The sequence below is a fragment of the Coprococcus intestinalis genome (assembly GCF_023656595.1).
GTDB classification, from domain to species: Bacteria; Bacillota; Clostridia; order Lachnospirales; family Lachnospiraceae; genus Coprococcus_A; species Coprococcus_A intestinihominis.
Genome location: NZ_JAMOKJ010000018.1, coordinates 1 through 25,429, shown reverse-complemented (window position 1 = coordinate 25,429; position 25,429 = coordinate 1). Strand labels below are relative to the sequence as shown.

The 25,429-nt window shown below is 41.2% G+C and carries 25 protein-coding genes and 2 pseudogenes; 25 read left to right on the top strand and 2 right to left on the bottom strand.

Annotated elements, in window-relative coordinates; all coding sequences use genetic code 11:
• Window positions 1-47 precede the first annotated feature (47 nt).
• From NBH03_RS12840 to NBH03_RS12825, 4 genes are all read left to right on the top strand, one after another.
• Window positions 48-1,082, top strand: coding sequence for a LacI family DNA-binding transcriptional regulator (locus NBH03_RS12840; protein WP_250799817.1), 1,035 nt, complete (start codon window positions 48-50; stop codon window positions 1,080-1,082).
• The gene (malQ, locus tag NBH03_RS12835) at window positions 1,079-2,563 is read left to right on the top strand and encodes a 4-alpha-glucanotransferase (RefSeq protein ID WP_215690010.1); all 1,485 of its coding nucleotides are present in this window, start codon (window positions 1,079-1,081) and stop codon (window positions 2,561-2,563) included. The genes NBH03_RS12840 and malQ overlap by 4 nt, the downstream gene beginning before the upstream one ends.
• A gap of 251 nt (window positions 2,564-2,814) precedes the next feature.
• The gene (locus tag NBH03_RS12830; RefSeq protein WP_250799816.1) at window positions 2,815-3,108 is read left to right on the top strand and encodes a type II toxin-antitoxin system RelB/DinJ family antitoxin; all 294 of its coding nucleotides are present in this window, start codon (window positions 2,815-2,817) and stop codon (window positions 3,106-3,108) included.
• Window positions 3,109-3,123: 15 nt separating this feature from the next.
• Window positions 3,124-3,534, top strand: coding sequence for a putative toxin-antitoxin system toxin component, PIN family (locus tag NBH03_RS12825; protein WP_250799815.1), 411 nt, complete (start codon window positions 3,124-3,126; stop codon window positions 3,532-3,534).
• A 105-nt stretch (window positions 3,535-3,639) separates the two neighbouring features.
• On the opposite strand, the gene NBH03_RS12820 is transcribed toward NBH03_RS12825, so the two are convergent.
• Window positions 3,640-4,242 (bottom strand): helix-turn-helix domain-containing protein, encoded by a 603-nt coding sequence (locus NBH03_RS12820; RefSeq protein WP_215690009.1) that lies wholly within the window; start codon window positions 4,240-4,242, stop codon window positions 3,640-3,642.
• Window positions 4,243-4,503: 261 nt separating this feature from the next.
• Here NBH03_RS12820 and NBH03_RS12815 point away from each other — a divergent pair, with 261 nt between their 5' ends.
• The 5 genes and pseudogenes from NBH03_RS12815 (at window position 4,504) to NBH03_RS12795 (ending at window position 9,366) form a co-directional block, all read left to right on the top strand.
• Window positions 4,504-5,898 carry an alanine/glycine:cation symporter family protein gene (locus NBH03_RS12815; protein WP_250799814.1) on the top strand — a complete coding sequence of 465 codons (1,395 nt, stop codon included), beginning with the start codon at window positions 4,504-4,506 and terminating at the stop codon, window positions 5,896-5,898.
• A 60-nt stretch (window positions 5,899-5,958) separates the two neighbouring features.
• Window positions 5,959-6,231: pseudogene (locus NBH03_RS12810) on the top strand (P-II family nitrogen regulator); the annotation flags it as partial.
• 151 nt (window positions 6,232-6,382) lie between these two features.
• On the top strand, window positions 6,383-7,501 hold the full coding sequence (locus tag NBH03_RS12805) for an iron-containing alcohol dehydrogenase family protein (protein ID WP_117539185.1): 1,119 nt from the start codon (window positions 6,383-6,385) through the stop codon (window positions 7,499-7,501).
• A 267-nt stretch (window positions 7,502-7,768) separates the two neighbouring features.
• Window positions 7,769-8,224 carry a MarR family winged helix-turn-helix transcriptional regulator gene (locus tag NBH03_RS12800; RefSeq protein WP_015513274.1) on the top strand — a complete coding sequence of 152 codons (456 nt, stop codon included), beginning with the start codon at window positions 7,769-7,771 and terminating at the stop codon, window positions 8,222-8,224.
• Between the two features lie 80 nt (window positions 8,225-8,304).
• Window positions 8,305-9,366 carry an FUSC family protein gene (locus NBH03_RS12795; RefSeq protein ID WP_215690007.1) on the top strand — a complete coding sequence of 354 codons (1,062 nt, stop codon included), beginning with the start codon at window positions 8,305-8,307 and terminating at the stop codon, window positions 9,364-9,366.
• A 321-nt stretch (window positions 9,367-9,687) separates the two neighbouring features.
• Here NBH03_RS12795 and NBH03_RS12790 read toward each other — a convergent pair whose 3' ends face one another.
• Entirely contained in the window at window positions 9,688-11,025 is a 1,338-nt protein-coding gene (locus tag NBH03_RS12790; RefSeq protein ID WP_250799813.1) for an MATE family efflux transporter, read from the bottom strand.
• Window positions 11,026-11,166: 141 nt separating this feature from the next.
• Here NBH03_RS12790 and NBH03_RS12785 point away from each other — a divergent pair, with 141 nt between their 5' ends.
• The 16 genes and pseudogenes from NBH03_RS12785 (at window position 11,167) to NBH03_RS12710 (ending at window position 24,865) form a co-directional block, all read left to right on the top strand.
• The gene (locus tag NBH03_RS12785) at window positions 11,167-11,994 is read left to right on the top strand and encodes a MerR family transcriptional regulator (protein ID WP_250799812.1); all 828 of its coding nucleotides are present in this window, start codon (window positions 11,167-11,169) and stop codon (window positions 11,992-11,994) included.
• A 55-nt stretch (window positions 11,995-12,049) separates the two neighbouring features.
• Entirely contained in the window at window positions 12,050-13,105 is a 1,056-nt protein-coding gene (locus tag NBH03_RS12780) for a pyridoxal phosphate-dependent aminotransferase (protein WP_215690004.1), read from the top strand.
• A gap of 195 nt (window positions 13,106-13,300) precedes the next feature.
• Window positions 13,301-13,843: an NADH peroxidase gene (locus NBH03_RS12775; RefSeq protein ID WP_015515274.1), complete on the top strand. Its 543-nt coding sequence runs from the start codon at window positions 13,301-13,303 to the stop codon at window positions 13,841-13,843.
• A gap of 273 nt (window positions 13,844-14,116) precedes the next feature.
• Window positions 14,117-14,974, top strand: a complete 858-nt coding sequence (locus NBH03_RS12770; protein ID WP_250799811.1) for a YitT family protein — start codon at window positions 14,117-14,119, stop codon at window positions 14,972-14,974.
• An 87-nt stretch (window positions 14,975-15,061) separates the two neighbouring features.
• Entirely contained in the window at window positions 15,062-15,652 is a 591-nt protein-coding gene (locus NBH03_RS12765; RefSeq protein WP_250799810.1) for a nitroreductase family protein, read from the top strand.
• Window positions 15,653-15,793: 141 nt separating this feature from the next.
• On the top strand, window positions 15,794-16,717 hold the full coding sequence (locus NBH03_RS12760) for a helix-turn-helix domain-containing protein (RefSeq protein WP_250799809.1): 924 nt from the start codon (window positions 15,794-15,796) through the stop codon (window positions 16,715-16,717).
• A gap of 149 nt (window positions 16,718-16,866) precedes the next feature.
• A complete protein-coding gene (locus NBH03_RS12755; protein WP_250799808.1) occupies window positions 16,867-17,397 on the top strand; it encodes a type II toxin-antitoxin system death-on-curing family toxin in 531 nt (176 codons plus the stop codon).
• 140 nt (window positions 17,398-17,537) lie between these two features.
• On the top strand, window positions 17,538-18,089 hold the full coding sequence (locus tag NBH03_RS12750) for a hypothetical protein (protein ID WP_250799807.1): 552 nt from the start codon (window positions 17,538-17,540) through the stop codon (window positions 18,087-18,089).
• Between the two features lie 242 nt (window positions 18,090-18,331).
• Window positions 18,332-18,652, top strand: a complete 321-nt coding sequence (locus NBH03_RS12745; RefSeq protein ID WP_215689999.1) for a nucleotide pyrophosphohydrolase — start codon at window positions 18,332-18,334, stop codon at window positions 18,650-18,652.
• Between the two features lie 113 nt (window positions 18,653-18,765).
• Window positions 18,766-19,806 (top strand): alcohol dehydrogenase, encoded by a 1,041-nt coding sequence (locus NBH03_RS12740; protein WP_015513292.1) that lies wholly within the window; start codon window positions 18,766-18,768, stop codon window positions 19,804-19,806.
• A gap of 94 nt (window positions 19,807-19,900) precedes the next feature.
• The gene (gene iadA / locus NBH03_RS12735; RefSeq protein ID WP_250799833.1) at window positions 19,901-21,049 is read left to right on the top strand and encodes a beta-aspartyl-peptidase; all 1,149 of its coding nucleotides are present in this window, start codon (window positions 19,901-19,903) and stop codon (window positions 21,047-21,049) included.
• 173 nt (window positions 21,050-21,222) lie between these two features.
• Window positions 21,223-21,813, top strand: coding sequence for a TetR/AcrR family transcriptional regulator (locus NBH03_RS12730; RefSeq protein ID WP_250799806.1), 591 nt, complete (start codon window positions 21,223-21,225; stop codon window positions 21,811-21,813).
• A 67-nt stretch (window positions 21,814-21,880) separates the two neighbouring features.
• Entirely contained in the window at window positions 21,881-22,792 is a 912-nt protein-coding gene (locus NBH03_RS12725) for an ABC transporter ATP-binding protein (RefSeq protein ID WP_250799805.1), read from the top strand.
• Window positions 22,792-23,691: an ABC transporter permease gene (locus NBH03_RS12720; protein WP_250799804.1), complete on the top strand. Its 900-nt coding sequence runs from the start codon at window positions 22,792-22,794 to the stop codon at window positions 23,689-23,691. The genes NBH03_RS12725 and NBH03_RS12720 overlap by 1 nt, the downstream gene beginning before the upstream one ends.
• 56 nt (window positions 23,692-23,747) lie before the next feature.
• On the top strand, window positions 23,748-24,362 hold the full coding sequence (locus tag NBH03_RS12715; RefSeq protein ID WP_250799803.1) for a TetR/AcrR family transcriptional regulator: 615 nt from the start codon (window positions 23,748-23,750) through the stop codon (window positions 24,360-24,362).
• Window positions 24,363-24,519: 157 nt separating this feature from the next.
• Window positions 24,520-24,865, top strand: a pseudogene (locus tag NBH03_RS12710) (YoaP domain-containing protein).
• Window positions 24,866-25,429 lie beyond the last annotated feature (564 nt).

The window sequence follows — 25,429 nt, the reverse complement described above, 5'->3', positions numbered from 1 at the left end:
TCGCAGACAGATATTGAATCTGACACCTGAAGAGAGAGGTAAAAACTGTGACAATAAAAGACATTGCAAAGGAAGCCGGATATTCCGTAGGTACAGTCTCAAGGGTACTGAATAATCATCCGGATGTTTCTGACAAGGCCAGGAAAAAGGTCATGGCCGTTGTCAAAAAAAATCATTTTAAACTGAACAATAATGCGAAGCATCTGAAACAGCAGTCTAACAGTGGTATTGCAGTGATTGTCAAAGGTAATAATAACATGCTTTTTGCAACGATTGTTGAAAAGCTTCAGGGATTGATCAAAGAGCGTGGCTATGTCTGTCTGATCTACTATATTGATGAGGATGAGAATGAAGTTGAACAGGCACTGCAGATTTGTCGTGAACGGCAGCCCATGGGCATTCTTTTTCTAGGCAGCGATTTAGAGTATTATCGCGGTCGTTTTGGGGATGCCGGCATTCCGGGGCTGCTGGTTACGAACTCGGCAGAGGGGATGGAACTTGAGAATCTTTCAAGCGTCAGTACGGATGATGAAGGCGCGGCACAGACGGCGATTGAGTATCTGTTCACGCTGGGACACAGAGAAATCGGGGTATTAGGCGGCAAATTGGAGAATTCTTACGCAGCAAGGTCCAGATATATGGGCTGTCGGAGAGCATTTGAACTCCGTGGACGGAATTTTGACAGGAGCCGACAGTATGAAGGTGCCAGATTCTCTATGGAAGATGGTTATCATGGCATGCTGAGAATTCTGAACAAGATGCCTGAGGTGACAGCCGTTTTTGCTATGTCAGATGTGATGGCGATTGGGGCCATTCGGGCCATCAAAGACCGGGGCCTTCGGGTACCGGAAGATATTTCGGTGATTGGCTTTGATGGTATTGTACTCAGTCAGTATATGTGTCCGAGATTGACGACCATCAAGCAGGATAGTGAGATTATTGCCAGACGTAGTCTGGAGATACTGCTTGGCAATATCCGGGAGGAGCTTCCGGTGACGTATGAGAGAATTCCGTCACTTTTTATAAGGGGTGAAAGTACCTGCGCTCTGTCAGTACAGAATAAAGGAGATGAGAAAAAGTGAGGAAAAGCGGTATTTTGATGCACCTGGCGTCTCTGCCGTCTGAATATGGCGTTGGAACGATGGGGGCAGCGGCAAGAAAGTTTGCTGATTTCCTCAGCGATGCAGGACAGCAGTATTGGCAGCTTCTGCCAATCTGTCCGACCAGTTACGGTGATTCGCCGTATCAGTCCTTTTCTACATTTGCAGGCAATCCTTATTTCATTGATTTGGATTTGCTGGCGTCTGAAGGGCTTTTGGATAAAAAAGAATATGTATCTGTTAATTGGGGTGATGATGTATCACGAATTGATTATGGAAGACTTTATGAACAACGCTATCCGGTTTTAAAATTGGCTGCAAAACGTTTTTTGGAAAATGAACCGGAAGATTTTGAGACATTTTGCGAGCTGCAGGCTTTCTGGCTGGAAGATTATGCGCTGTTTATGACATTGAAGGATACCCATGGCGGCTGTTCATGGTGGCAGTGGGAGGATGAACTGAAAAGACGCGATCATTCGGCCATTGATAAAGTACGCGAAACAATGGCTGAACAGATTGCTTTCTGGAAAGTGCTGCAGTATTTCTTCTTCCGTCAGTGGAAGAGTCTGAAGCAGTATGTCAATGACAAAGGCATTGATTTTATCGGTGATCTGCCGATTTATGTTTCCCAGGACAGCGTGGATGTCTGGGCCCATCCGGAACTTTTCCAGCTGGATGAGAATCTGATGCCGAAGGAAGTTTCCGGTTGTCCGCCGGATGGCTTTTCTGCCACAGGACAGTTGTGGGGCAATCCGCTCTTTGACTGGGACAAGATGGCAGAAGATGATTATGCATGGTGGGTTGGAAGAATCGATTATTTCTGTCATATTTATGATGTACTGAGAATCGACCATTTCCGAGGCTTTGATTCTTATTTTGCGATTCCGTATGGCGCTGAGACGGCCAAAGACGGTTACTGGAAGCAGGGGCCGGGCATGAAACTTTTCAATGCGGTGGAAGCCAAGATTGGTAAACAACCGATTATTGCCGAAGATTTAGGCTTTCTGACAGACTCTGTCAAGAAACTTTTGGCTGACAGCGGATTTCCTGGCATGAAAGTTTTTGAATTGGGCTTTGACAGCAGGGATACCAATGGCAACGGCTATCAGCCGCATAACTTTATCAGGGACTGTGTGGCTTATACAGGAACCCATGACAATGATACCATTCAAGGCTGGTTTGCATCCGCGGATCCTGTTGATACAGAATGGGCCAGAGAATACTTCCGATTGACAAAAGAGGAAGGCTATCACTGGGGTATGATGCGGGCTTTGTGGGGAAGTGTGGCAGACACAGCCATCGTGCAGGCGCAGGATCTTCTGGGACTTGGCAGCGAAGCCAGAATGAACGAGCCGTCCACTGTGGGGCGGAACTGGCAGTGGCGGGCATTGCCGGGAGTGTTCACAGAAGAACTGGCACAGAAGATACATCGGATGATGGTGCTGTATGAGAGAGTGAACTAAAACAGAATTTAAGAGAGAGATTATATAAAGCGGCCGTGAGCAGAAAATTCACGGTCGCTTGTTTTTGTATGAGGTGGGTATTTTTATACTCTTTTTGAACCGTATATGTTATAAATTAAATAAATTAGAATAAAATATTGATTATTTGTATGCTTTTGCATATAATATATATATCCAGTAAAGATATATTCAACCTGGATTTAAATTGCAATTCAAGATTGAAAAAGTTTTAAGTGAAAGAAGGTATGGTTATGGCTCAGGCTACATTTAGTATTCGTATGGATGAGAATTTGAAAAATCAGTTTGATAATTTATGTAAGGAATTTGGTATGAACGCTTCTACTGCATTCAACATTTTTGCTCGTGCAGTTGTAAGAGAACGAAAAATCCCATTTGAAATTTCTGCGCCAGCCAATGTTTCATTAGAGGATGGTCGTGCTGCGTTTAATGCATTGCGGCTATCGGCCAAACAGAATAATCTGGAAGAATTATCATTGGATGATATTAATGCAGAAATACAGCTTGTCCGCAGTAATAGAGATTAGAATGGGAGAGTATGTATGAATTACCTGGTTGTAATTGACACAAATGTCTTGATATCCGCTTTGTTGTCAAAGCATAATGATGCGGCAACAGTTCGGGTGCTTAATGCTGTTTTTGATGGGAAGATTATTCCTGTATTTAATGAAGAAATCCTTTCGGAATATGACAATGTTCTTCATCGCCCGAAGTTCAAATTCCCAGATGCAAGTATTAGAGTTCTGTTGGACGCAATTAAAACATATGGAGTATTCACAAAACAGTTTATTACGGGCGAGATACTTCCTGATCCTAAGGACCTTGTTTTTTATGAAGTTGTTATGGCAAAGAGGGATGAGAATGCATATCTTGTTACAGGAAATGGTAAGCATTTTCCTAAAAAGCCGTTTGTTGTGACACCGAATGAATTGCTTTCTATTATTTATCAGTAGTGTGGTATGTTAGAGCTTGTATTATTACATGAGAGGTTTTTTATTACAAAACAGCGGCCGTGAGCAGAAAACTCACGGCCGCTTGTTTTGTACCTATGAGATAGTCTATAATCCCAGAACATTTGACAGAAATAGTTTAAGAAGCGCTGCCACGGCAAATGCCAGGACGGCAGTAATGATAATTCGGATTGCTTTAGGAAAATTATCAAGTACAGACGATCTGTTTTTTCGATGGAGTTTATTGATCAAACCTGTTGAATAAAAAACAATCATAGTAATTGTTACCGGCACTAAAGTTTCGCAATACAAATACAGTTTTTCAAAGAAGCTATTTTGTCCGGATACGCCGGCAGCTTCAAGAATATAACAGAGAATGAGCGCGCAGACACCTGTAATACTTAAATTCCTGACATTCTTGATCATATTGATTTTTTCTTCACCTGCATAATCTGATAATTTTTCAGCGACTTCTTTGACTTCTTCGTTCATATTCTCACTTTTCCTTTCACCATTGATGATTTCAGGAATACTTACATCGAAAAATTCTGAAATTTCCACAAGCAGACTGATATCTGGCATGTTATGCCCGGTTTCCCAACGGGAAATCGTTCTGGCGGAGACATTGAATTGTTCGGCAAGCTGTTCCTGAGTGATACCTTGTTCCTTTCGAAGTTCTCTGATGAAACTTCCAATTTTTTGTTGATTCACACTGTAACCTCCTTGATGACAGGGTAAAATAAAATATCTGCCGGAAACACGACACAAAGTGAGAAATGCTGTATTTCGGAAGCAGACACATGTGTCTGGTACATGAATTTTATTGTAACATGAATTAGATTCAGATAAAACATAAAAGAGAAGTTTATATTGAGCTTTTAACTTTTTTACTGTATACTGTTAAAGGTGAAAGTGATAAAGCACAACTTTTAATAACTATGGCGTTTTGCTATTTAGGGAAGGAAATTTAGAATGTTTATTGTACAGCTTATTGAAGCCACCTACAATTTTCTGTGGGGCGACTTATTTCAAATTCCGCTGCCGGTCGGCGGTTCTATCGGCATTTCACTGCTGATTATATTTCTTGTGCCGGCGGCGGTTTATTTTACGATTCGTACGCGTTTTATGCAGGTTCGCCTGTTCCCGGATATGGTGCGTGCCCTGACGAAACAAAAGAGCGGGGAAAATGGTCTGTCACCTTTTCAGACTTTGATTGTATCCACGGCCACCCGTGTCGGTATGGGGAATCTTGTGGGTGTTGTAGCGGCTATTTCTGCCGGTGGTGCCGGTGCTGTTTTCTGGATGTGGATCATGGCGGTTTTGGGTTCTGCCACAGCTTTTATTGAGGCTACACTGGCACAGCTTTATAAAGAAAAAGACCCGCTTTACGGCGGTTATCGCGGTGGACCGGCTTATTATATCCATCGTTTTTTCGAGCGCAAAGAAGGTAGGAAGAAAAGGTATGTTCTGCCGGCGGTATTATTTGCCATTTCGGGTCTGATTTGCTGGTGCGGTATCAGTCAGGTTATCAGTAATTCGGTTTCGGAATCATTTAACAATGCCTTTAACATTCCGCCGCTTTATACAACGATTGCACTGGTAATTTTGGCGGCGGTGATCGTGCTCAGGAAAAATGCGACGGTCAAGGTGCTGGATGTATTGGTACCGGTGATGGCCGTTTTATATTTTGTGATCACATTGATTATCATCGGAATGAATATAACGGCATTGCCGGGGGTTTTTCAGCGTATTTTTGAAGAAGCTTTCGGCATCCGGCAGTTTGCCGGCGGAAGTTTTGGCGCTATTTTGATGAATGGTGTAAAACGCGGCTTGTTTTCCAATGAGGCCGGTTCGGGTTCTGCACCTTGTGCGGCAGCTGCTGCAGAGGGAAAGACACCGGTGACCATGGGACTGGTTCAGTCTCTTGGCGTCTTTATCGATACCATTGTGATTTGCAGCTGCACCGCATTTATTATGCTGCTTGTACCGCAGGAAGTGACAGATGGTCTGTCAGGTATGGCACTTTTGCAGACGGCCATGGAATTTCATCTGGGGCGATTTGGCGTGATTTTTATTGCAGTCACATTAGCTATGTTCAGTTTTTCAACATTTCTCGGTATTCTTTTTTATGCCCGATCTAATGTGGCGTACCTTTTTGGTGATAAATGGTGCTGGCAGATGGCCTATAAAGTATTGGCGCTGGTTATGCTGTTCATCGGCGGTATTGCCGCCTATACATTTGTATGGGATCTGGGTGATGTGGGCATCGGCCTGATGACATTGTTTAATATTTCAATCCTATATCCGTTGTCGAAGGAGGCATTTCAGGCACTGGGACAGTATGAGAAAGAGAAAGCGGAGAAATAGGATTTTTGTAAAGTATTTAAGTCATTTGCATCGGATAATGCCCAGCAAAGTTAATATTTGGTAAAGACGGTAACCGTTTCACAGGTCATGGGGTGCGGGGCACAGCGTGGTTACAAAAAGCGCGTGCGTGGTACGGAAGTAGATGTGATGATGCTGCCGAAAATTAAGTTTGAAATTGTCGTATCCTCAGAAGAATGGGAGCAGAAAACCATTGCTGCGATTCAGAAAGCCGCTTTCACAGGCGAAGTCGGTGACGGCAAGATTTTCAGCTATGAAATTCGTTCTGCCATGAAGATCCGGACAAGGGAATGCGGGTATGATGCATTAAATTGAAAAGAATTGAAATGTCAGAAGTAGAGATGTGCTTCTGACATTTTTAATGCTTGATTTTGAAAAAAATCAGGATTAATATATAGTACAGACAATAACATAATCAATATTCGAAAAACAGAATGAATGACATGAAATGGAAAGGGTGATCAGAATGTCAAATTATAGTATATTTTTGCCAAGTTATAGCGTAGGAGAGGAATGTTATAAAGAGATTCCTTATGTAACACGAAAGTATGGTAAAAAGGCAGTTGCTATCGGAGGAAAGACGGCGATGTCTAAAGCGAAGCCGGAATTATTAAAGGCTTTGGAAGGCACTGATTTTGAAATTACTGATTTTATCTGGTATGGCGGTGATTCGAATTATGAAAATGTTGAAATACTGAAGAAGCACCCGGAAGTAATAAATGCAGATATGCTGTTTGGTATCGGCGGCGGACGTGCTTGTGATACAGTTAAGATTTTGGCGGATATGTTGGATAAACCGTTTTTTACCTTTCCGACACTGGCCTCTAACTGTGCCGCATGTACAGCTATTGCGGTTGTATATAATCAGGATGCATCTTTTAAAGAGTATTATTATATGAAGACGCCGGCTTATCATACTTTTATTAATACAAAAGTCATTTCAGATTCACCTGCAGAGTTGTTTTGGGCGGGAATTGGTGATGCCCTTTCAAAAGAATACGAAGTTCTTTTTGTAACCCGTGATAAGCCGATGTATCATACACCATTGATGGGACATTGTATTTCAACCATTTGTACAGAACCTCTGCTGACGTACGGCAAACAGGCATTGGAAGATTGCCGACAGAGAAAACCATCTTTTGCACTGGAACAGGTTGCATTGGATATTATCATTTCAACAGGTATTGTGTCAAATTTTGAAACCCATGAAGCACAGCCGGATCCGAAGGATGATTATTATTACAATAGTACACTTGCTCATTGTGTTTATTATGGCGTATCTACGATACCGGCAGCGGAGAAACATCTGCATGGGGAGATCGTTTCCTTTGGTGTGCTGTGTCTGCTGACTTATGATGGACAGATTAGAGAACGTGATAAAATTATGGCATTTAACGCAGATATGAGATTGCCGGTTACACTGGAAGAAATGGATTTGACAACGGAAGATGTGGATAAGATTGTGAAGAAAGCATCCAGCGTGATCGAGTGGCAGTTCGTACCGGGCGGTGCATCAGAGGAAAAATTTAAAAACGCTATCCTGGAAACAGATGAAGCCGGAAAGAGTTATCTGGCACAACATTAAAAGGAGTAAAAATAAACAGAGATGTAGCACGGATTAAAAATGGGTGAAACCTGTGGCATGATGATGCAGGTTTCATCCATTTTCTGCTTGACGAAGAAACAAATTTGCAGTATGATATTTTACAGATTAGATAGTTTACATTGTGAACTAAATAGACGGCATGAGTACTCCGATATGAAGATACAAAACTTCTGATGAATGGTATGAAGGATCAGTTGGTGTATCAAAAAGATGCTGCATCAATAAAGATTGAACAGGATATATGAAATGAGAAATACAGAAAAGGACAAATATTGGCGAGAGATGATTAGAAAACAGGGAGAATTGCGGCATTTTGGCAGCATGGCTATTCGAAAGAGCAGTAAAGGGGATCTGGCATCTGCACAGGAGGTGGATTTACTGTTTCGAGTGGCTTTGTCAGGCGGTATGATGACACCGGGACAGCTGGCAGCGGATATGGGAGTCAGTAAGACGATTATCAGTCGTTTAATCGATAGTCTTGAGAAGAAAGCACTGATTATTAAAGAAAGAACATTGAACGACCGGAGAAGTTATGGTATTCGTGTAACAGATGATGGCAAAGAAGAAGTAGACCGGATGTATTATTATTACCTTGATCCATTGTACACATTAAGGGAACAGATGACGTCAGATGATTTTGAGAAATTATTCAGACTCATTGAAGCGGCCAATACGATTTTGAGTAACGCGAATAGCAAATAGATAAGAAGCGTCAATAGTCGCACAGACTGAAATAGAAAAATGAAGCAAAAGAATATGATTAATGAAAGGATGAAAGATTAATGACATTTTATCAGGAATTGCAGTTGAGTTCCGCGGGTTCCAAACAATTAATTAAAAACACAACAGATAAGAAGGAAAAACGCAGACATATTTTGATTTATAATTTTAAAGTCTATCTGGTCATGACATTCTGTTTTGCACTGGTAACCTTATACAGCATGATCTTCGGATCGGACAATAGTGTAGCCGGGGTTGTTTTTCTGTTAGCACTTCTGGTGCTTCGCCAGGCGGATTTTGGTATTCGGACGCATCATGGTCTGCTGTGTATTGTCGGTATTTTTGCTATTTTGATCGTCGGACCGAGGGTCTCCAATATGGTTTCACCATGGGCGGCCTTTGTTATTAATATTGGCTGCATTTTTACATTAATGCTGCTTGGCTGCCACAATGTCATTATGTACAATCATTCCACATTTGTGCTGGGATATTTATTGCTTCAGGGATATGATGTCACCGGCAGATCATATTATCTGCGTGTTATCAGTCTGTTGGTGGGGATGCTGATTTGTATGGCTGTTTTTTATAAGAATCAGCGCAAGCGTCCTTACAGAAGACATTTTCTGGATATTTTCAGAGAATTCAATATTCGTTCGGCCAGAAACTGGTGGTACATCAAACTGACACTGGTGGTTTCAACAGCGTTGCTGATTTTCTCATTGCTGGGGCTACCGAGAGCCATGTGGGCCGGCATTGCATGCATGTCCGTCTGTCTGCCGTTTTCGTCGGATATTGTCGAACGTGCCAAAAAGCGAGGTCCGTATAACATCGTCGGCTGTCTGATTTTCCTTGTATTGTATTACATACTTCCGCCATCCATGTATCCTTATATCGGCATCATTGGCGGAATTGGTGTTGGTTACTCTGCAGGATACGCATGGCAGACAGTCTTCAATACCTTCGGCGCCCTCTCTATCGCTTCCGGCCTCTTTGGTGCGGCAGGAGCGGTCGCTCTCCGAATCGGCGCCAATGTCTTTGGTTCTGTTTATACTGTACTGTTCGATAAGGCTATGAATGGCCTTATACAACTGGTTAATAGCAGAGAATGCAGGAAAGCAGTATAAATCTGTATTCTACATAGTTGATAAAAATAAAATCATAAGATATTTCTTACGGATGAAAAATAGTGTCGGCTAATTTTATTTAAAAGCTGTGATATTTAAATGAAGTCTAAATAAACAGCTGCGAAAGCATAAAATTCGAAAAGGTGCAGCAAAAGCCCTATTCAAAGGCAGGTGCTTCCAGCATAGCCGGTACTTAGATGTCGTTTTTTGACATCTTATGTACCGCTGCTAATGCTGGGCAGCGCGAGCGTGCCTGCTTTGAATAGGGCTTTTGCTGCACCTTTCGTAGACTAGGGATTTCGCAGCATTGTTTTCACAGCGTCAAATAAAGTAATTCTGTTTTCCAGGCCGGAAGAAATACCGTACATGCATGACCGTCGACAGGAGCAGTGTCAGAAACTCTGCCACCGGAATGGCAATCCATGCGCCGGTTAAGTCAAGGAAAGTCGGCAAAATCAACAAGCTCAATACAATAAATACAAGCGTTCGGCAGAAGGAAATCATTGCGGAAATCAGACCGTTGGATAAGGCGGTGAAAAATCCGGAGGAAGTAATGTTTAAACCGCTGAACAGGAAGTTAATGGCAAAAATCTTAAATCCCGGAGCAGCCAGCCGGAAAGTATCCGCATCATGTGTAAAGACGGAAACAATTGGTGTGGATAATGTAACGGCAGCGATTGTCAGAAGAACTGAGGAAATACCCACAAAGAGGAAAGCAATACGATGGATATTTTTCAGTTCTTTTTTGTTGCCTGCGCCGTACTGGAAACCGACGATCGGTCCGATGCCGATGGAAAATCCAAGATAAAAGGCATTGAACAGGAACTGTCCGTACAGTAAAATCGTGATGGCAGCGACACCCTGTTCGCCGGCCAGACGCATCATGACAATATTGAACAGAAATGTAACGATGGCATTGGACAGCTGGGAGATCATTTCAGAGGAACCATTATAACAGGCCTGTCCAAGCTCCCTGAGATGGAGTCTGAAATGGGTGAAATGCAGAGAACCTTTCGAAAATGTAAAAAACAGCAGGCCGGCGATAGCCGGAATGGATTGACCGATACCTGTGGCAAGGGCAGCTCCGCTGATGCCCATCTGGCAAACAACGATAAAAACATAGTCCAAAACGGCATTCAGGATACCTGCGATCATCGTCAGAACAAGGCCAAGGTTTGGTCGGCCTGCAGTAACAAAATAAGACTGAAACAGACATTGCAGGATGGCTGCCGGTGCAAAGCTGACGACGACAGAAAGGTAACTGTCGCAGTCAGCCAGCAGAAGATCGCTGGCTCCTAGGATTCTGGAAATAGAAGTCAGATTCATATGGGTCAGCACAAGAATGACAACACTGATGAGCAGACTGATGACCACAAACTGGGTCATACATTCCTTGGCTTCTTTATTTTTGCCTTCCCCCATGTAACGGCTGATAATGGCATTGCCACCGGTGCCCAGCATGGTGCCAATGGCAAAAACAATATTAATGATTGGATAAACAATGTTTAAAGAGGACAGAGCATTGCTGCCGACAAAACGTGAAATAAAAATACCGTCGATAATCGTATATAATGACATAAACATCATCATAATGATGGAAGGTGCGGCAAATTTTAAAAGAGAGGCCGGTGTAAAATGGCCGTTAATTGAGTGACTCATAAATAAAATCCTTTCAAAAGATAGTGTAACTTTTATCAACATTTGATAGAATATACTATTGGGTAACCCTATAGTCAAGAGGGAATACAAATATTTACAATTAGATGCGTGAAAAGGCAGAAATGCTTTTGGAGGGATAAAATGGACAGGCATGAATATATGACAACAGGTGAGTTTGCGTCGGCCATGGGTGTTTCAAAGGATACATTGTTTCATTATGATGACATTGGCTTATTTTGCCCTGAAAAGGTATCGGGAAACGGGTATCGATATTATTCCATTTATCAGATGGAGACATTTGATACCATACGGATGCTGCGGGACCTGGGGATGCCTCTGAAAGAAATCAGAGATATGCTTGCGCATCGCAGCCCGGAGCGGGTGATGCATGTTTTTGCAGAGAGAGAACAGCAGATTGACAGAGAGATAGAAAAGCTAAAAGCGATGAAACAATGGCTGTCCAGGCGGCGGGAGAAAATTGCAGATGCAGAAAAAACAGATTTTTCGGAAGTGACGATTCAGGCATTTTCCGAGAGATACTATTTGTATGGGCATGTAGCGGATGGCCTGGAGAAATCCATCTATCGGAAAACCAGCGAGTTGATTGCGGAATTCAAGAAGTCGGGTATGCGGAGCGATTATGATGCAGCTTATATTCAATATGACGAAAATGTCCAAAAAGGGAAATTTACAGAGTATGACAACACGATTCTGCTGGTGGATGAGCGGCCTGCGACAGGTCAGTATGAGATTCTGCCGGGAGGCAGGTATATTACTGCTTATCATGTAGGGCATTGGATGAATATTGGACAGACATATGAGCGATTGCTGCAATATAAAGAACAGCATCACTTAAAGACTGAGTCGTTTTATATTGAGCGGTATGTGGTGGACAATTTTATTGCCAAGGAAATAGAGGATTATGTAACTGAAGTAGCAGTGAGAATTTTGGATGCGAGTGACAGGTGATCATTCAGGCAGCAGATGAATTGAAGAGAAACTTTGAATAGACAGGAGAAATCAGATGAAGAATATACATGGCGGAGATATTTATCAATACAATAATATTCTGGATTTTTCAGCGAATATTAATCCGCTTGGGGCCCCAGAATCAGTGAATCGGTCAATTGCTGATGCTATCGGGCAAATTGGTCATTATCCGGAAATGTACAGCGACAGCCTGCGAAAAGCCATCGGAGAGAAGTATCATATAGACAGCAGTCAGATCATTTGCGGAAATGGAGCGGCGGACGTTATTTATCGGTATGTGTATGCGGTAAGACCGAAGAAAATTCTGGTGACGGCACCTTGCTTTGCGGAGTATGAGGGAGCCTGGCAAAGTCTTTGGGCATCGTATGACGTACCTGAAACAGCGGTGTATTCTTTGAATCACCAGGATTTTTGCATTAAAGAAGATATTTTGACGTTGATTGAACGAGAAATGCCGGAGGTTATTTTTTTGTGCAATCCTAATAATCCGACTGGGGTTCTGATACCGGTACAGATTTTAGCATCAATTGCTGAATGCTGCAAAGACAATAAAATCCGGTTGTTTCTGGATGAGTGTTTCATGGATTTTACAGGACGTGAAGAAGAAAATTCTCTAGTTGAAAAGCTGAAGGAATATCCAAATTTAATGATATTGAAGGCTTTTACAAAGATGTATGCCATGGCTGGTGTCCGTCTGGGATTTGGTTTGACAGCGGATACAGAATTGATCGATCGGATGTATCAGGCAGGGCCGCCATGGAATGTGTCAGTTCTGGCAAGTGCAGCAGGCAAAGCAGCCCTCAAAGAGGATGATTTTGTCAAAGAAACTGTGCAGTATATCAGAAAAGAAAAAGAATATTTGTATCAGGCATTGGATACACTGAGGGTACAGTATTGGAAAAGCGCGGCTAATTATATATTGCTGAAAGCAGATAGGGACTTAAAGGAACGTTTGATTGCAGCAGGCATATTGATTCGTGACTGCAGCAACTACAGAAATCTTTCGGAGGGATATTTCAGGATTGCAGTCAAAAGCCATGCGGATAATGAAAAATTAATCGCAGCGCTGAAAGTAGTTTTGGAGAGATAAATGAATTGGAGCAGCGAAATTACCGGAGAAAGTTTGAACTGACAGAATGATAAAAAAGTTTTGAGAAAATGATAAAAAGTGATTGACAAAAGCGTGGATATCGTGTATTATAACGATAACAGTAATGATTACTGTTATTTAAAAATAAAACGAAACACGAATATAAAATCATATCGAGAAAAGGAGATTATAATTATGAAGAAATGGGTTTGTACAGTATGTGGTTATGTTTATGAAGGTGAAAACGCTCCGGAGTTTTGTCCAGTCTGTAAGGCACCAGCCAGCAAGTTCAAAGAACAGTCCGGTGATAAGACATGGGCTGCAGAACATGTTGTAGGTGTTGCTCAGGGTGCACCTGAAGATATCATGGCTGATTTAAGAGCGAACTTCGAAGGTGAATGTTCAGAAGTCGGTATGTATCTGGCAATGGCGCGTGTGGCGCACAGAGAAGGCTATCCTGAGATCGGTTTATACTGGGAGAAAGCCGCTTATGAAGAGGCTGAACATGCAGCGAAGTTTGCAGAACTTCTTGGTGAAGTTGTCACAGACAGCACGAAGAAGAACCTTGAGATGAGAGTAGATGCTGAACACGGCGCAACAGAAGGTAAATTCGATTTAGCTAAACGTGCGAAAGCGCTGAACCTGGATGCTATCCACGACACAGTTCATGAGATGGCCCGCGATGAGGCGAGACACGGCAAAGCGTTTGAAGGTCTGCTGAAGAGATACTTCGGTTAATTAAAAGTATTTAGAAAAAAAGTTCCATACAATTCTGTAACATGAATAGTATGGGGCTTTTTTTTATGTAATAGGAAATCTGTTGGAATTCCCTATTACATAAAAAGGCACTGTGTGCCAGAAAGCGCAGTTCGCGGAGAGGAATATATAGCGGTGCTATCCGCTCACGCGCGAAAGTGTGCGACAAGCGCATACTTTGTTCTTAGAATGAAAAAAGATTGACAAGTGCTGGGTTAGCGGATAAGGTATAGGGTAGAAGGAGAAAGTTGTGTTATGAAGAAAATCAATTTTAATGAAGTTATAAAGGAAATTATCATTCTGACAGTGGCAGTGGCAATTATTGCTGCTGCTGTGTATTTCTTCCTTGTCCCGAGTCATACATCTGTCAGCAGTATTTCCGGTCTGGGTATTGTCTTGTCGAATTTTGTGCCGTTGCCCTTGTCAGCGATTACCATGATTCTGAATGTGGTGCTGCTGATCATCGGATTTTTGACATGCGGCAGGGAATTCGGTGTGAAAACCGTTTATACAAGCATTATGCTGCCGGTTTTTATCGGTATTTTTGAGAAAATATTTGCGGATTATGATTCCATGACAGGTAGTCAGGAACTGGATGTGATTTGCTATATTCTGGTTGTCAGCGTGGGATTAAGTATTTTGTTTAACCGCAATGCATCTTCCGGCGGCCTGGATATTGTGGCGAAGATCATGAATAAATATTTACATATGGAACTGGGAAAAGCCATGTCCCTCTCCGGCATGTGTGTGGCATTGTCCGCTGCACTGGTCTATGACAAAAAGACTGTAGTTCTGAGTATTCTCGGCACTTATTTCAACGGCATTGTGTTGGATCATTTTATTTTTGACCACAATATCAAGCGCAGAGTCTGCATTATTACAGAGAAGGAAGAAGCCCTGAGACAGTTTATTATTCATGAGCTGCACAGCGGCGCAACGATTTATGAGGCCATTGGCGCTTATAATAAAGAGAAACACAATGAGATTATCACGATTGTTGATAAGAGCGAATATCAGAAACTGATGGCGTATATTAATCGTGAGGATCCGAAGGCCTTTATTACGGTTTATAATGTATCGCATATGCAGTATCAGCCGAAGGTGTGGGAATAGATATTGTCGGGTTTTAAGTTTAAGGGGAACCGGCGATTGATTCCGCCGGTAAAATATAAAGAATAGAGATTACAGGAGGTAATGTTTATGGAGTTTAAAGATGTTGTGTACGGACGCAGGTCGGTGAGAAGATTCAAGGATACACCGGTGGATGACAAAATTTTGGAAGAAATTGTAGATGCGGCCCTGTGGGCACCATCGGGAGTGAATCTCCAGCCATGGTATTATGTGGTTATCCGTACACCTGAGAAGATGACAAGATTGAAAGAAATGATGAGCGTTGTTTCTGACAGGGATAGACCGCATCTGGAAAAACGTTTTTCTGCTCACCCGGAAGTTGTAAAGACGACACTTTCGTTCATCAGTACACTTGGCGGGGCGCCTGCGGTAGTACTGGCTTTCAGAGACAAGCCGGATTATACATGGGCCCTTCTGGATGAAGGTGTTGTTCAGAGTGTTGCAGCTTCCATGGAGAATCTGGTTCTCAGTGCCTATGACCATGGTGTGTCCAGCTGTTGGATGACAGCAGCAAACCAGGCTCATATGACAAAGGATCTCAGAGATGAATTTGCACCGGGACATGGTGAACTGGTGGGAATTATAGCTTTGGGATACAATGCAGCGGAGGAGGCGTCAAAGGCACCGAAGAGGAAAGCAGATAAGTTTGTGATGATCTGACAATCACGTTTGTGACAGAGATATTTATTTTGAATTGGCAAATTTATTGTAACTATGGGGCATCCATGGCAATTCTACCACGGAGAGGTGTTGATTTTTAGCTGGTCATGTTATGCTGAAAAAGTAAAAAGGAGGATTGCCATGGATACAGTTAAGATTGGAAAATATATTGCTGGAAAGAGAAAAGCCCTTGGAATGACGCAGGCACAGGTGGCAGAGAAACTGGGAATGAGTGACAAGTCCGTTTCCAAGTGGGAGCGGGGCATCTGTCTGCCGGATGTTTCTGTTTATATGGCGTTGTGTGAAATCCTCGGAATATCTCTCAATGAATTTATTGCCGGGGAAGATATTGAACCTGCTGAGGTGCTTCAGAAATCCGAGGAAAATCTGATCCAGGTGACGGAGGATGGAGAACACCGCAAGCGCAAATTGAAAAAAATCATTGTGTTGCTGGCAGTTTTCGGAAGCGTGATGGCGGGGATTCTGATTTATCTGTTGACGTTTAAAAATCAGCCGAGAGTGAATTACATAGAACCGCTGGCACAGGATAGTACAGAGATGAATATTGCCGGTATGCTTTCAGATGCGGATGGCGCTTTTTTATATGATTATGCTGTGGATAAGGAAATTAAAGGTATATCATTTGAATTGGCTGTTTACAAAAAAGGTGTGTTGGAATCCGAAAGCTCGCTGGGAACAATAAGCTGGTCCGAGCTTGAGCAGATTTCGTTAAGAAACGGAATGATTGCGGTTATACCGGATTTTCAGAATTTTAAAGTTAAACTGATTGTTGCCGGTGAAGGAACAAAATTTTCTACGGAATTTAATATTTTGGAGGATGTACAGGGTAGAAATTATTACGGACGGTCAGCAAAAAGCATTGATGAAGGGAAAATAACGATTCAGCCCGGAAAAGAAATCGGCATATTGGCTTTGTATTATGCAAAAAACGCGTTGAGTGTGACACCATTCTCAGATATTGAAAATGAAAATGTTGACAGCTGTAATGATGAGGTTTATTATCTGACAGTGAAATTCGAAAAAGATGATGATTCCTTGAATTGAGAAATAAAATGCAGCGTATTGAAGTAAAATCGTCTGCAGTAAGAAATCATCAAGCTGTTGAAAAAAAGTTTGATTGGGAAATAGAATATCAGTTGATATGTTATACTGAATTCAGCTGATGATAGAATGACATACATGGGGGATATACGATGAAACGTACACAGAATAATTCATTTGACAGCCAGCAGGTACTTTCAGTCATTGAGCAGTACAGTACGGCACTGGATTTGTTGGATGCGTATGACCATCAGACGATGAAAAGACCAAAAGGAAATGAAGCCGCATATGTATTAACTTATGAGGAATGTATGCATGTGGTCGCCTGTATGCGGTTTGGCAAAGAATCGGATCTTTTCGGCAAGGAAAAAGACGACTCTTTTAAAGGCAGTATTGGAAACATTTATCAGTCTTTTGCGGGCATGGAAGTTTATCCGACATTGGAAGAGAAAGCGGCGCATTTGCTGTATTTTGTGACGAAGAATCATAGCTTTTTCGATGGCAACAAGAGAATTGCAGCAGCGATGTTCTTGTATTTTCTTGATAAGAATGGTGCATTGTTTGCCAATGGTCAGAAGACAATTGATGACCATACACTGGTAGCGCTGACGATTATGATTGCTGAGTCCAGACCGGATGAGATGGAAATGATGATTACGGTTGTAATGAATTGTATGAAATAAGATAAGTGAAGCAGAAAGAGGAAAAGATGCCGACTGGCTGGTTTGGAAAAATCAGTTGGCCGGTTTTTCTTCATTGCAAAAGCACAGCGATTATTTGGTTACATAACACACATGAAAATACCCCAGAAAGGAAGTATAAAATGCCTGATTATATCTTACAGTTTTTCAATTCTTCATATTGGGCACTCATCAGCAATGTTTTTACAGCGATTGGTGTTATCAGCGTTATTCTTGCCATTGTCCGTTTTGTACATAACCGTCGGCGTAAAGAATGGAAAAGTAATGTCTCCATTCAGGATTATCCGACAGATTACGATGTTGAAATGGAATGTCGGAATGCGATTTATTCGAAAATATGGACCGAGGAGCCGACGGTGGGCATATCAACGATTGTATTCAGGCCGGTGGATTGTGTGATACCAAAATTGAAGGTGTATGGATTTGGCATCAATGGAAAAACGGATGGTGTCATAGAAACGTTTAGTGATTTGACACCGGAGGATGCGGTATGTTTTCGGCTTGAGAGAGCAGAGTGTATACCACAATATAAAATACGATGGTATTCTGAATACGGGGAATATGCAGAACATGTATTGAGTGATAATCTCAGAAATGGCATCAATACGGTGGATGGCATTGAATATCATATAAATTTTGTGTCAGTTCTTCGAAGAGCTTTGGATTTGCGGTAATCATATGAGGGGTGATGGAATGACTAATTTTGACTTTTTGAAATAAGGCTACCGCAATCCGACTGGCTTTAGACGTTGGGGTAATGTAGCCAAAAGTTAGATAGTATTGTATACTTATGGCATGGGAACATGGAAATTATGCCAGCAGCCAGCTATGTTCGGTTTGCGGATAGCAAAATACAGAGATAAAAGATTTATCAATAAGAGAAATGAACCTATCTGGTGAAAAGTGAGGAATTATTATGAAACAGGAAACGATAGACAGAATCAGAAAGTTTACAGAAGACAGGGAGTGGGAGCAGTTTCATTCTCCGGGCAATTTGGCAAAATCCATAGTCATTGAGGCGGCAGAATTATTAGAGTGTTTTCAGTGGAATGATAAGGAGTATGATTTGCAGCATGTAAAAGAGGAATTGGCAGATGTGATGGTGTATTCCCAGAATCTGTTGGATGCTCTTGGATTGGACGCGGATGAAATTATCAATATGAAGATGACAATGAATGAGGCAAAATATCCGGTGGAGAAAGCAAAAGGCAGCGCAAAGAAATATAATGAGCTTTAAGAAGGAAGTGTGCTGAAATAGTGTGTTATGGCGGCCACAGTGCCTTATCGGGATGGAGATAATCCGAAAGAGCAAACCGCTTTATATTATTCGAAAAAGGTGGGGAGAAAACAATGCAGACTTATACATATGTATCAAAAGGGAAATTTGAATTAAGAGAAAAATCGAAACCGGTAATCATGCATGAAAGGGATGCTATCGTAAAGGTAACGCTTGCGAGTATCTGTTCCAGTGATTTGCATATCAAGCATGGAAGTGTTCCACGTGCAGTTCCGGGAATTACTGTTGGTCACGAGATGGTTGGAATTGTTGAAGAAGTTGGAGGTGCTGTTACTCATGTTAAACCGGGAGACAGAGTAACAGTAAATGTGGAGACATTTTGTGGTGAATGTTATTTCTGTAAAAAAGGTTACGTCAATAATTGTACTGACCAAAATGGCGGTTGGGCTCTTGGCTGTCGCATCGATGGCGGTCAGGCTGAGTATGTGCGTGTGCCGTTCGCAGATCAAGGTTTAAACAAGATTCCAGATGAAGTTACAGAGAGACAGGCATTATTCGTTGGAGATGTTCTGGCTACCGGTTACTGGGCAACTCGTATTTCTGAAATTACAGAAGATGACACAGTACTGATCATTGGTGCAGGTCCTACAGGAATCTGTACATTGCTTTGCGTTATGCTGAAGAATCCAAAGCACATTATCATGTGTGAGAAAGACGAAGAACGTATTCAATTTATTAATAAGCATTATCCAGATGTACTTACTGTTTCCCCGGAAGAATGCGAGAAATTTGTTAAGAAAACAAGTGATCATGGTGGAGCAGATGTTGTTCTCGAAGTTGCCGGAGCAGAATCAACGTTTCGTCTTGCATGGGAGTGCGCAAGACCAAATGCAATTGTAACAATCGTTGCACTTTATGATAAAGCACAGAGTTTACCGCTTCCGGATATGTATGGCAAAAATCTTATTTTTAAAATCGGTGGAGTGGATGGATGCGACTGCGATGAGACATTGAAATTGATTGCTGACGGAAAGATTAATACAGAACCACTTATTACGCATACCTATCCTCTAAGTAAGATTGAAGCGGCTTATGATCTCTTCGAGAATAAGAGAGATGGTGTTATAAAAGTAGCTGTTGAGTGTTGGCATTAGTTGTTATCGCAGCACTTCTGACATTTCTTTTACCAAAGGGATTTTACGAAACATAGGATATTTTATTGCACTAGATAATTGGGAGTGATTTATGATGAAATTAATTCAGAATATTGATGTTTATGCCCCACAGCATCTGGGGAAAAAAGATGTACTTACAATCAATGATAAGATTGTTAAGATTAAAGATGCAGGTTCTATATCTGCAGATGGATTTCTTTCTGAGGCAGAAATAATCAATGGAGAGGGGTTACTTTTAACTCCGGGATTCATTGATAGCCACGTTCATGTACTTGGAGGCGGTGGCGAAGGTGGATTTGCCAATCGTACTCCGGAAGCAACTATGGAAGGAATTACGAAGTTTGGAGTAACAACAGTTGTTGGCTGCCTTGGAACAGATGGAATCGGTCGTGATATGTGTGCACTGGTTGCAAAGACAAAAGGATTGAATGAGCAGGGAATGTCTGCATACTGTTATACAGGCAATTATCATATTCCGGTGCGCACGTTGACTGACAGTATTGTGAAAGATATTATGATGATTCAGGAAATCATTGGAACTGGAGAAATCGCGATCTCTGATCATCGTTCTTCACAGCCGACTTTTGAGGAATTTACACGTGTCGTTGCGGATACAAGACTTGGTGGTGTTCTTTCCGGGAAAGCCGGTATTGTAAATGTTCATCTTGGCGACAGCCCGAGATGCTTAGATCTTATTGAACGAGTAGTAGATGAGACAGAGATACCGGCTTCTCAAATATTGCCAACACATATCAATCGAAATGAGATGCTTTTTGGCAAGTCGATTGAGTATGCGCTGAAAGGCGGAGCAGTAGACTTTACCGGAAATGAAAATATTGATTATTGGGAAACTATCCGTGATGAGGTACGTGTGTGTAATGGTATTAAACGAATGTTAGATGCAGGAGTAAATCCTGATCGCATGACAATTTCTTCTGATGGACAGGGAAGTCTTCCAATATACAGTAGTGATGGTGAATTCCTTGGAATGGGCGTTGGACAGTCCAGCTGCCTTCTGAAGGAAGTAAAGGAATGTGTATTTAAAACAGAAATTCCTTTAGAAATAGCTATTTCTACAATCACATCTAATCCAGCAGATATTCTTCGTCTTAAAGGAAAGGGTAAGGTTGAAGAAGGTTATGATGCTGATCTTTGTATTCTTGACCAGGAACTTCAGCTTGTTGAAGTAATTGCAAAAGGAAATACAGTTTATACAAAATAAAGTATATTGATGTGGAATATACTCTGCCTAATGGACAAAAAGTGAAAATCCAGAGCTGTTGACTTATAAAAAGAGATAATATAAGCAAAAGAAAAGTCTTGACAAATAAACGATCGTTTACTATTATGAAGGTGTAAACGGCCGTTTATTTTTGGGATTGGAGGTTTACCAGCGTGGGTAATAGGAAAGAAGAGATATTAATTGTAGCCTTGCATCTGTTCGCCAGAGATGGTTATGAGGCTGTTTCCGTCAGCCAGATAGCAGGAGAGCTTGATATGACAAAAGGTGCATTGTACCGTCATTACAAAAGTAAAAGAGATATTTTTGACTGTATTGTACAGCGTATGGAGCAGCAGGATGGTGAACAGGCAGTAGAATATGATATGCCGGAAGGGGAAAAAGAAAAAATGCCTGAACAGTATGAGAATGTATCTCTGGATGATTTGGTGGAATACAGCAAGTCTATGTTTGAGTACTGGACAGAGGATGATTTTGCATCATCGTTTCGAAAAATGCTGACCATAGAGCAGTTTCGCAGTGAAGAAATGCAGAATTTATATCAGCAATATCTCGTGGCTGGACCTGCTTCTTATGTGAAAGATTTATTTGAAAGTATTGGAATTGCAAATGCTAAGGACAAAGCTGCCGGATTTTATGCAGTTATGTATTTTTATTACAGCATGTATGATGGAGCAGAAGATAAGCAAAATGTAAAAGATGAATTTGTATCAGCTATAAAAAGTTTGGTACAAGAGTTGAAGTGAAAGAGAATCAGATCATGAAAAATAATATAGTAATCCGTTAAGGAAAGATGAAACAAAAGGAGAAAATATGGAATCAGATATAATTAAAATCAGCCACTTGAATAAAAGTTTTGGCGAAGTAAAAGCGGTAAATGATTTGAGCTTTCGTGTGAAAAAAGGAGAATTGTTTGCATTTCTAGGAGTAAACGGTGCAGGGAAAAGTACAACCATTTCTATTCTTTGTGGACTGCTGAAAAAAGACAGTGGAACGGTTCAGGTAAACGGAATAGAAACTGACAAAGCCGGCGCACAGACAAAAAGGATGCTTGGAGTTGTATTTCAGGATAGCGTACTTGATAAACCGCTAACGGTGAAAGAAAACCTAAAGAGCAGAGCTGCTTTGTACGGCATTACAGGAAATGTCTTTGATAAGAGATTACAGGAGCTGGTCGAGATTCTGGATTTTGACGAGTTTTTAAACAGACCTGTAGGTAAGCTGTCGGGAGGTCAGAGAAGAAGGATTGATATTGCCCGCGCATTATTGCACAGACCGGAGATTTTGATTCTTGATGAGCCTACCACAGGGCTTGATCCACAGACAAGGCAATTAATCTGGAATGTTATCGAGAAGCTTCAGAAAACTGAAAATATGACAGTATTTCTGACTACACATTATATGGAAGAGGCTGCTAATGCCGGTTATGTTGTGATTCTTGACAAAGGAAGTATCGCAGCGGAAGGCACACCGTTTGAACTTAAAAATGATTATGTACAGGATATAGTGTCTGTTTATGGTGTTTCCGAGGATGAAATAAAGACATTGAACAGGGAATATAAAAAAATACGTGACGGATATCAGATAAAAGTAAAAAATACGAAAGAAGCTACGGAGCTTATTGTAGAGCATCAGGATCTATTCATGGATTATGAAGTAGTAAAAGGTGGAATGGATGATGTATTTCTTGCAGTCACAGGGAAAAAGCTAGGAGGTGAGCATTGATGAGAACAGTATTGGCATTAATGAACAGGAACAGAAAATTGTTTTTTAAAGATAAAGGTATGTTGTTTACAGCAATGATCACACCAGTTATTCTGATTGTTCTGTATGCTACATTTCTTGCAAAGGTTTTCAAAGATTCTTTTACAGCAGCAATTCCGGATATGATCACGATTTCGGATAAGCTTATTAATGGAACCGTGGCAGCACAACTGACAGCATCACTTATGGCAGTAAGCTGTATTACTGTAACATTCTGTGTGAATCTGACTATGGTGCAGGACAAGGCAAATGGAACAAGGAAGGATTTTAATGTTTCACCTGTCAGCAAGGGCAAAATTTATTTGGGATATTTTCTGTCAACAGTAGCTAATTCATTGATGGTCAATGGAATTGCGTTTATATTATGTCTGGGATATCTGCTTAAAATGGGATGGTATATGAACGCAGCAGATGTATTATGGGTTTTATTTGATATAATATTGCTCGTCCTGTTTGGAAGTACGCTTTCAAGCATCATTAGCTTTCCGTTGACAACACAGGGACAGCTTTCGGCTGTGGGTACAATTGTCAGCGCAGGATATGGTTTTATATGTGGTGCTTATATGCCGATTTCAAATTTTGGTTCAGGTCTTCAGAAGGCACTGTCTTATCTTCCGAGTACATATGCCACTTCATTGATCAAGAATCATATGCTTCACGGAGTATTCATGGAGATGGAGAGAAAATATTATCCGGGTGAAATGGTTGAAGCGATAAGAGATACTCTTGATTGCAATCCGGTATTTCATGGAAATGTGGTAAGTGTAAATCAGATGATCGGCATTATGATGGGAAGTATAGCTGTATTTGGAATTATTTATTATTTTGTTACATTGCTGCCAGAGGGGGAAGGCAGATGATACAATTAAAGTTACCAAAAGATAACTTTATGGCAGATTTAAATTAGGAGATAGACATGGAAAGCAAAGAAAAGAACACAAAGGAAAAAATATTGGAAGAAGCCTTAAAGTTATTTGCACAGAGTGGATATATGGGAACATCCATGAATGATATTGCTTCAAAACTTGGAGTAACCAAGGCTGCATTGTATAAGCATTATAAAAGCAAGCAGGAGATATTGGACAGTATTATTGAAAAGATGAATGAATTGGATATTGCGAGAGTAAAGCAGTATGAAATGCCGGAGGGTGATCTGGAAAAGGTTACAGCCGAGTATAAAGAAACGGCATTTGATAAGATCAAGCAGTTCACAAAGGTTCAGTTCCTTCATTGGACAGAGGAAGAGTTTTCAAGCTGTTTCCGTAAGATGCTGACATTGGAACAGTACAGGGAACCACAGATGGCACAGTTATATCAGAATTATCTTGCGAGCGGACCATTAACTTATATGGAAGCTTTGTTTTCAGGAATGCTGGGAGATGCAGGAAAAGCCAGACAGACAGCACTTGATTTTTATGGACCTATTTTTTTACTTTACAGCATATATGATGGAACAGAAAACAAGAGCCATGTGATAAAGCTACTGGAAGAGCATATGGATCATTTTTTACAGGAAATGCAGATAAGATGAAAGGGTGAAACGATTTGAACGATGATTCAGAACGAGTATCTTTACAGAATTTGAAGACAGTTACTGAGTGGTACATAAGCCTTAATTAGAAGTAGTTGAATTATGCATAACGTTACAGTATAGAAGAAGTGATATTATGAAGGCGGTGGAGACATTTATGGAATATATTAAAGTGACAAACGAGAACATAGACAAAGAGCACATATGCTGTGCTATTTCTAATAACAACGACATTCAGGTGTCATCCAAAAAAGAATGGTTAAAAGAGCAATTTAAGGAAGGTCTTGTTTTTCTGAAAAGTGCAGAAAGGGGGATATGTTCCGATTGTAGAAGAAGTTGCAAGAGAAAATGGCGTATCATTCCGGGCTATTCATTTACAGAGTAAAGAAGAAGCGCAGAATGCACCTACTCCGGTTACAACTTATGCGTTGTTTTATAATGGGGCATATTTAACCAACGAGCAGATGAATGATAGGAAATTTTTGAAATTGTTATCAAAGTAAATGAAAAATAGATGGAAGCTGTAATCTTGGAATATTTTCACTTGTGAGCGTTCCAAACATTGTTGGTTGTGTCGGAGCTGCAATCATAATCATTGTAACAATAGCAACACCAATAGCAAAATCACAGCATATGCGTGAGATATGGTTTTATGTAATGTCCGGCGGAGTGATGCTAAAGATTGTAGTTATGGAGATCGCAAGAATTATACAGATGTTTTAGAGAAAGTAAAATTGCATGATAAAAGTGCTCTTTATCTGCCACGGCAGGACTGTGGATACAGTTATAAGTGGCGATGAAGTGCGATAAAGTGGGGCAAATCGTGGTGGAGTGATAGGTTGTGGACTACGGTTTTTATACGGATGAGGATAGCAAAATAATGAGATGAAATGTGTAGTTGTCCTATGAATAAATGTGGAAATAGCAGGCGCAAAAAGACCTGCTATTTTTAGTTTGCGCGCCATGGGCGCGCTCTAACGGGTGAAAGTCCCGAACACGCCTAGGCGACAAGGAAGTGTATAGCTGAACAGCAAGGGTGTCTATCGTAAGGTAGAATCTGAAGGAAG

Coding starts and splice junctions, on each gene's coding strand:
- NBH03_RS12755 (WP_250799808.1), top strand. CDS start 16,867: ATGAAACGTACACAGAATAATTCATTTGACAGCCAGCAGGTACTTTCA.
- NBH03_RS12740 (WP_015513292.1), top strand. CDS start 18,766: ATGCAGACTTATACATATGTATCAAAAGGGAAATTTGAATTAAGAGAA.
- NBH03_RS12815 (WP_250799814.1), top strand. CDS start 4,504: ATGTTTATTGTACAGCTTATTGAAGCCACCTACAATTTTCTGTGGGGC.
- NBH03_RS12720 (WP_250799804.1), top strand. CDS start 22,792: ATGAGAACAGTATTGGCATTAATGAACAGGAACAGAAAATTGTTTTTT.
- NBH03_RS12795 (WP_215690007.1), top strand. CDS start 8,305: ATGACATTTTATCAGGAATTGCAGTTGAGTTCCGCGGGTTCCAAACAA.
- NBH03_RS12725 (WP_250799805.1), top strand. CDS start 21,881: ATGGAATCAGATATAATTAAAATCAGCCACTTGAATAAAAGTTTTGGC.
- iadA (WP_250799833.1), top strand. CDS start 19,901: ATGAAATTAATTCAGAATATTGATGTTTATGCCCCACAGCATCTGGGG.
- NBH03_RS12760 (WP_250799809.1), top strand. CDS start 15,794: ATGGATACAGTTAAGATTGGAAAATATATTGCTGGAAAGAGAAAAGCC.
- NBH03_RS12750 (WP_250799807.1), top strand. CDS start 17,538: ATGCCTGATTATATCTTACAGTTTTTCAATTCTTCATATTGGGCACTC.
- NBH03_RS12775 (WP_015515274.1), top strand. CDS start 13,301: ATGAAGAAATGGGTTTGTACAGTATGTGGTTATGTTTATGAAGGTGAA.
- NBH03_RS12770 (WP_250799811.1), top strand. CDS start 14,117: ATGAAGAAAATCAATTTTAATGAAGTTATAAAGGAAATTATCATTCTG.
- NBH03_RS12785 (WP_250799812.1), top strand. CDS start 11,167: ATGGACAGGCATGAATATATGACAACAGGTGAGTTTGCGTCGGCCATG.
- NBH03_RS12790 (WP_250799813.1), bottom strand. CDS start 11,025: ATGAGTCACTCAATTAACGGCCATTTTACACCGGCCTCTCTTTTAAAA.
- NBH03_RS12830 (WP_250799816.1), top strand. CDS start 2,815: ATGGCTCAGGCTACATTTAGTATTCGTATGGATGAGAATTTGAAAAAT.
- NBH03_RS12765 (WP_250799810.1), top strand. CDS start 15,062: ATGGAGTTTAAAGATGTTGTGTACGGACGCAGGTCGGTGAGAAGATTC.
- NBH03_RS12825 (WP_250799815.1), top strand. CDS start 3,124: ATGAATTACCTGGTTGTAATTGACACAAATGTCTTGATATCCGCTTTG.
- NBH03_RS12745 (WP_215689999.1), top strand. CDS start 18,332: ATGAAACAGGAAACGATAGACAGAATCAGAAAGTTTACAGAAGACAGG.
- NBH03_RS12715 (WP_250799803.1), top strand. CDS start 23,748: ATGGAAAGCAAAGAAAAGAACACAAAGGAAAAAATATTGGAAGAAGCC.
- NBH03_RS12805 (WP_117539185.1), top strand. CDS start 6,383: ATGTCAAATTATAGTATATTTTTGCCAAGTTATAGCGTAGGAGAGGAA.
- NBH03_RS12800 (WP_015513274.1), top strand. CDS start 7,769: ATGAGAAATACAGAAAAGGACAAATATTGGCGAGAGATGATTAGAAAA.
- NBH03_RS12780 (WP_215690004.1), top strand. CDS start 12,050: ATGAAGAATATACATGGCGGAGATATTTATCAATACAATAATATTCTG.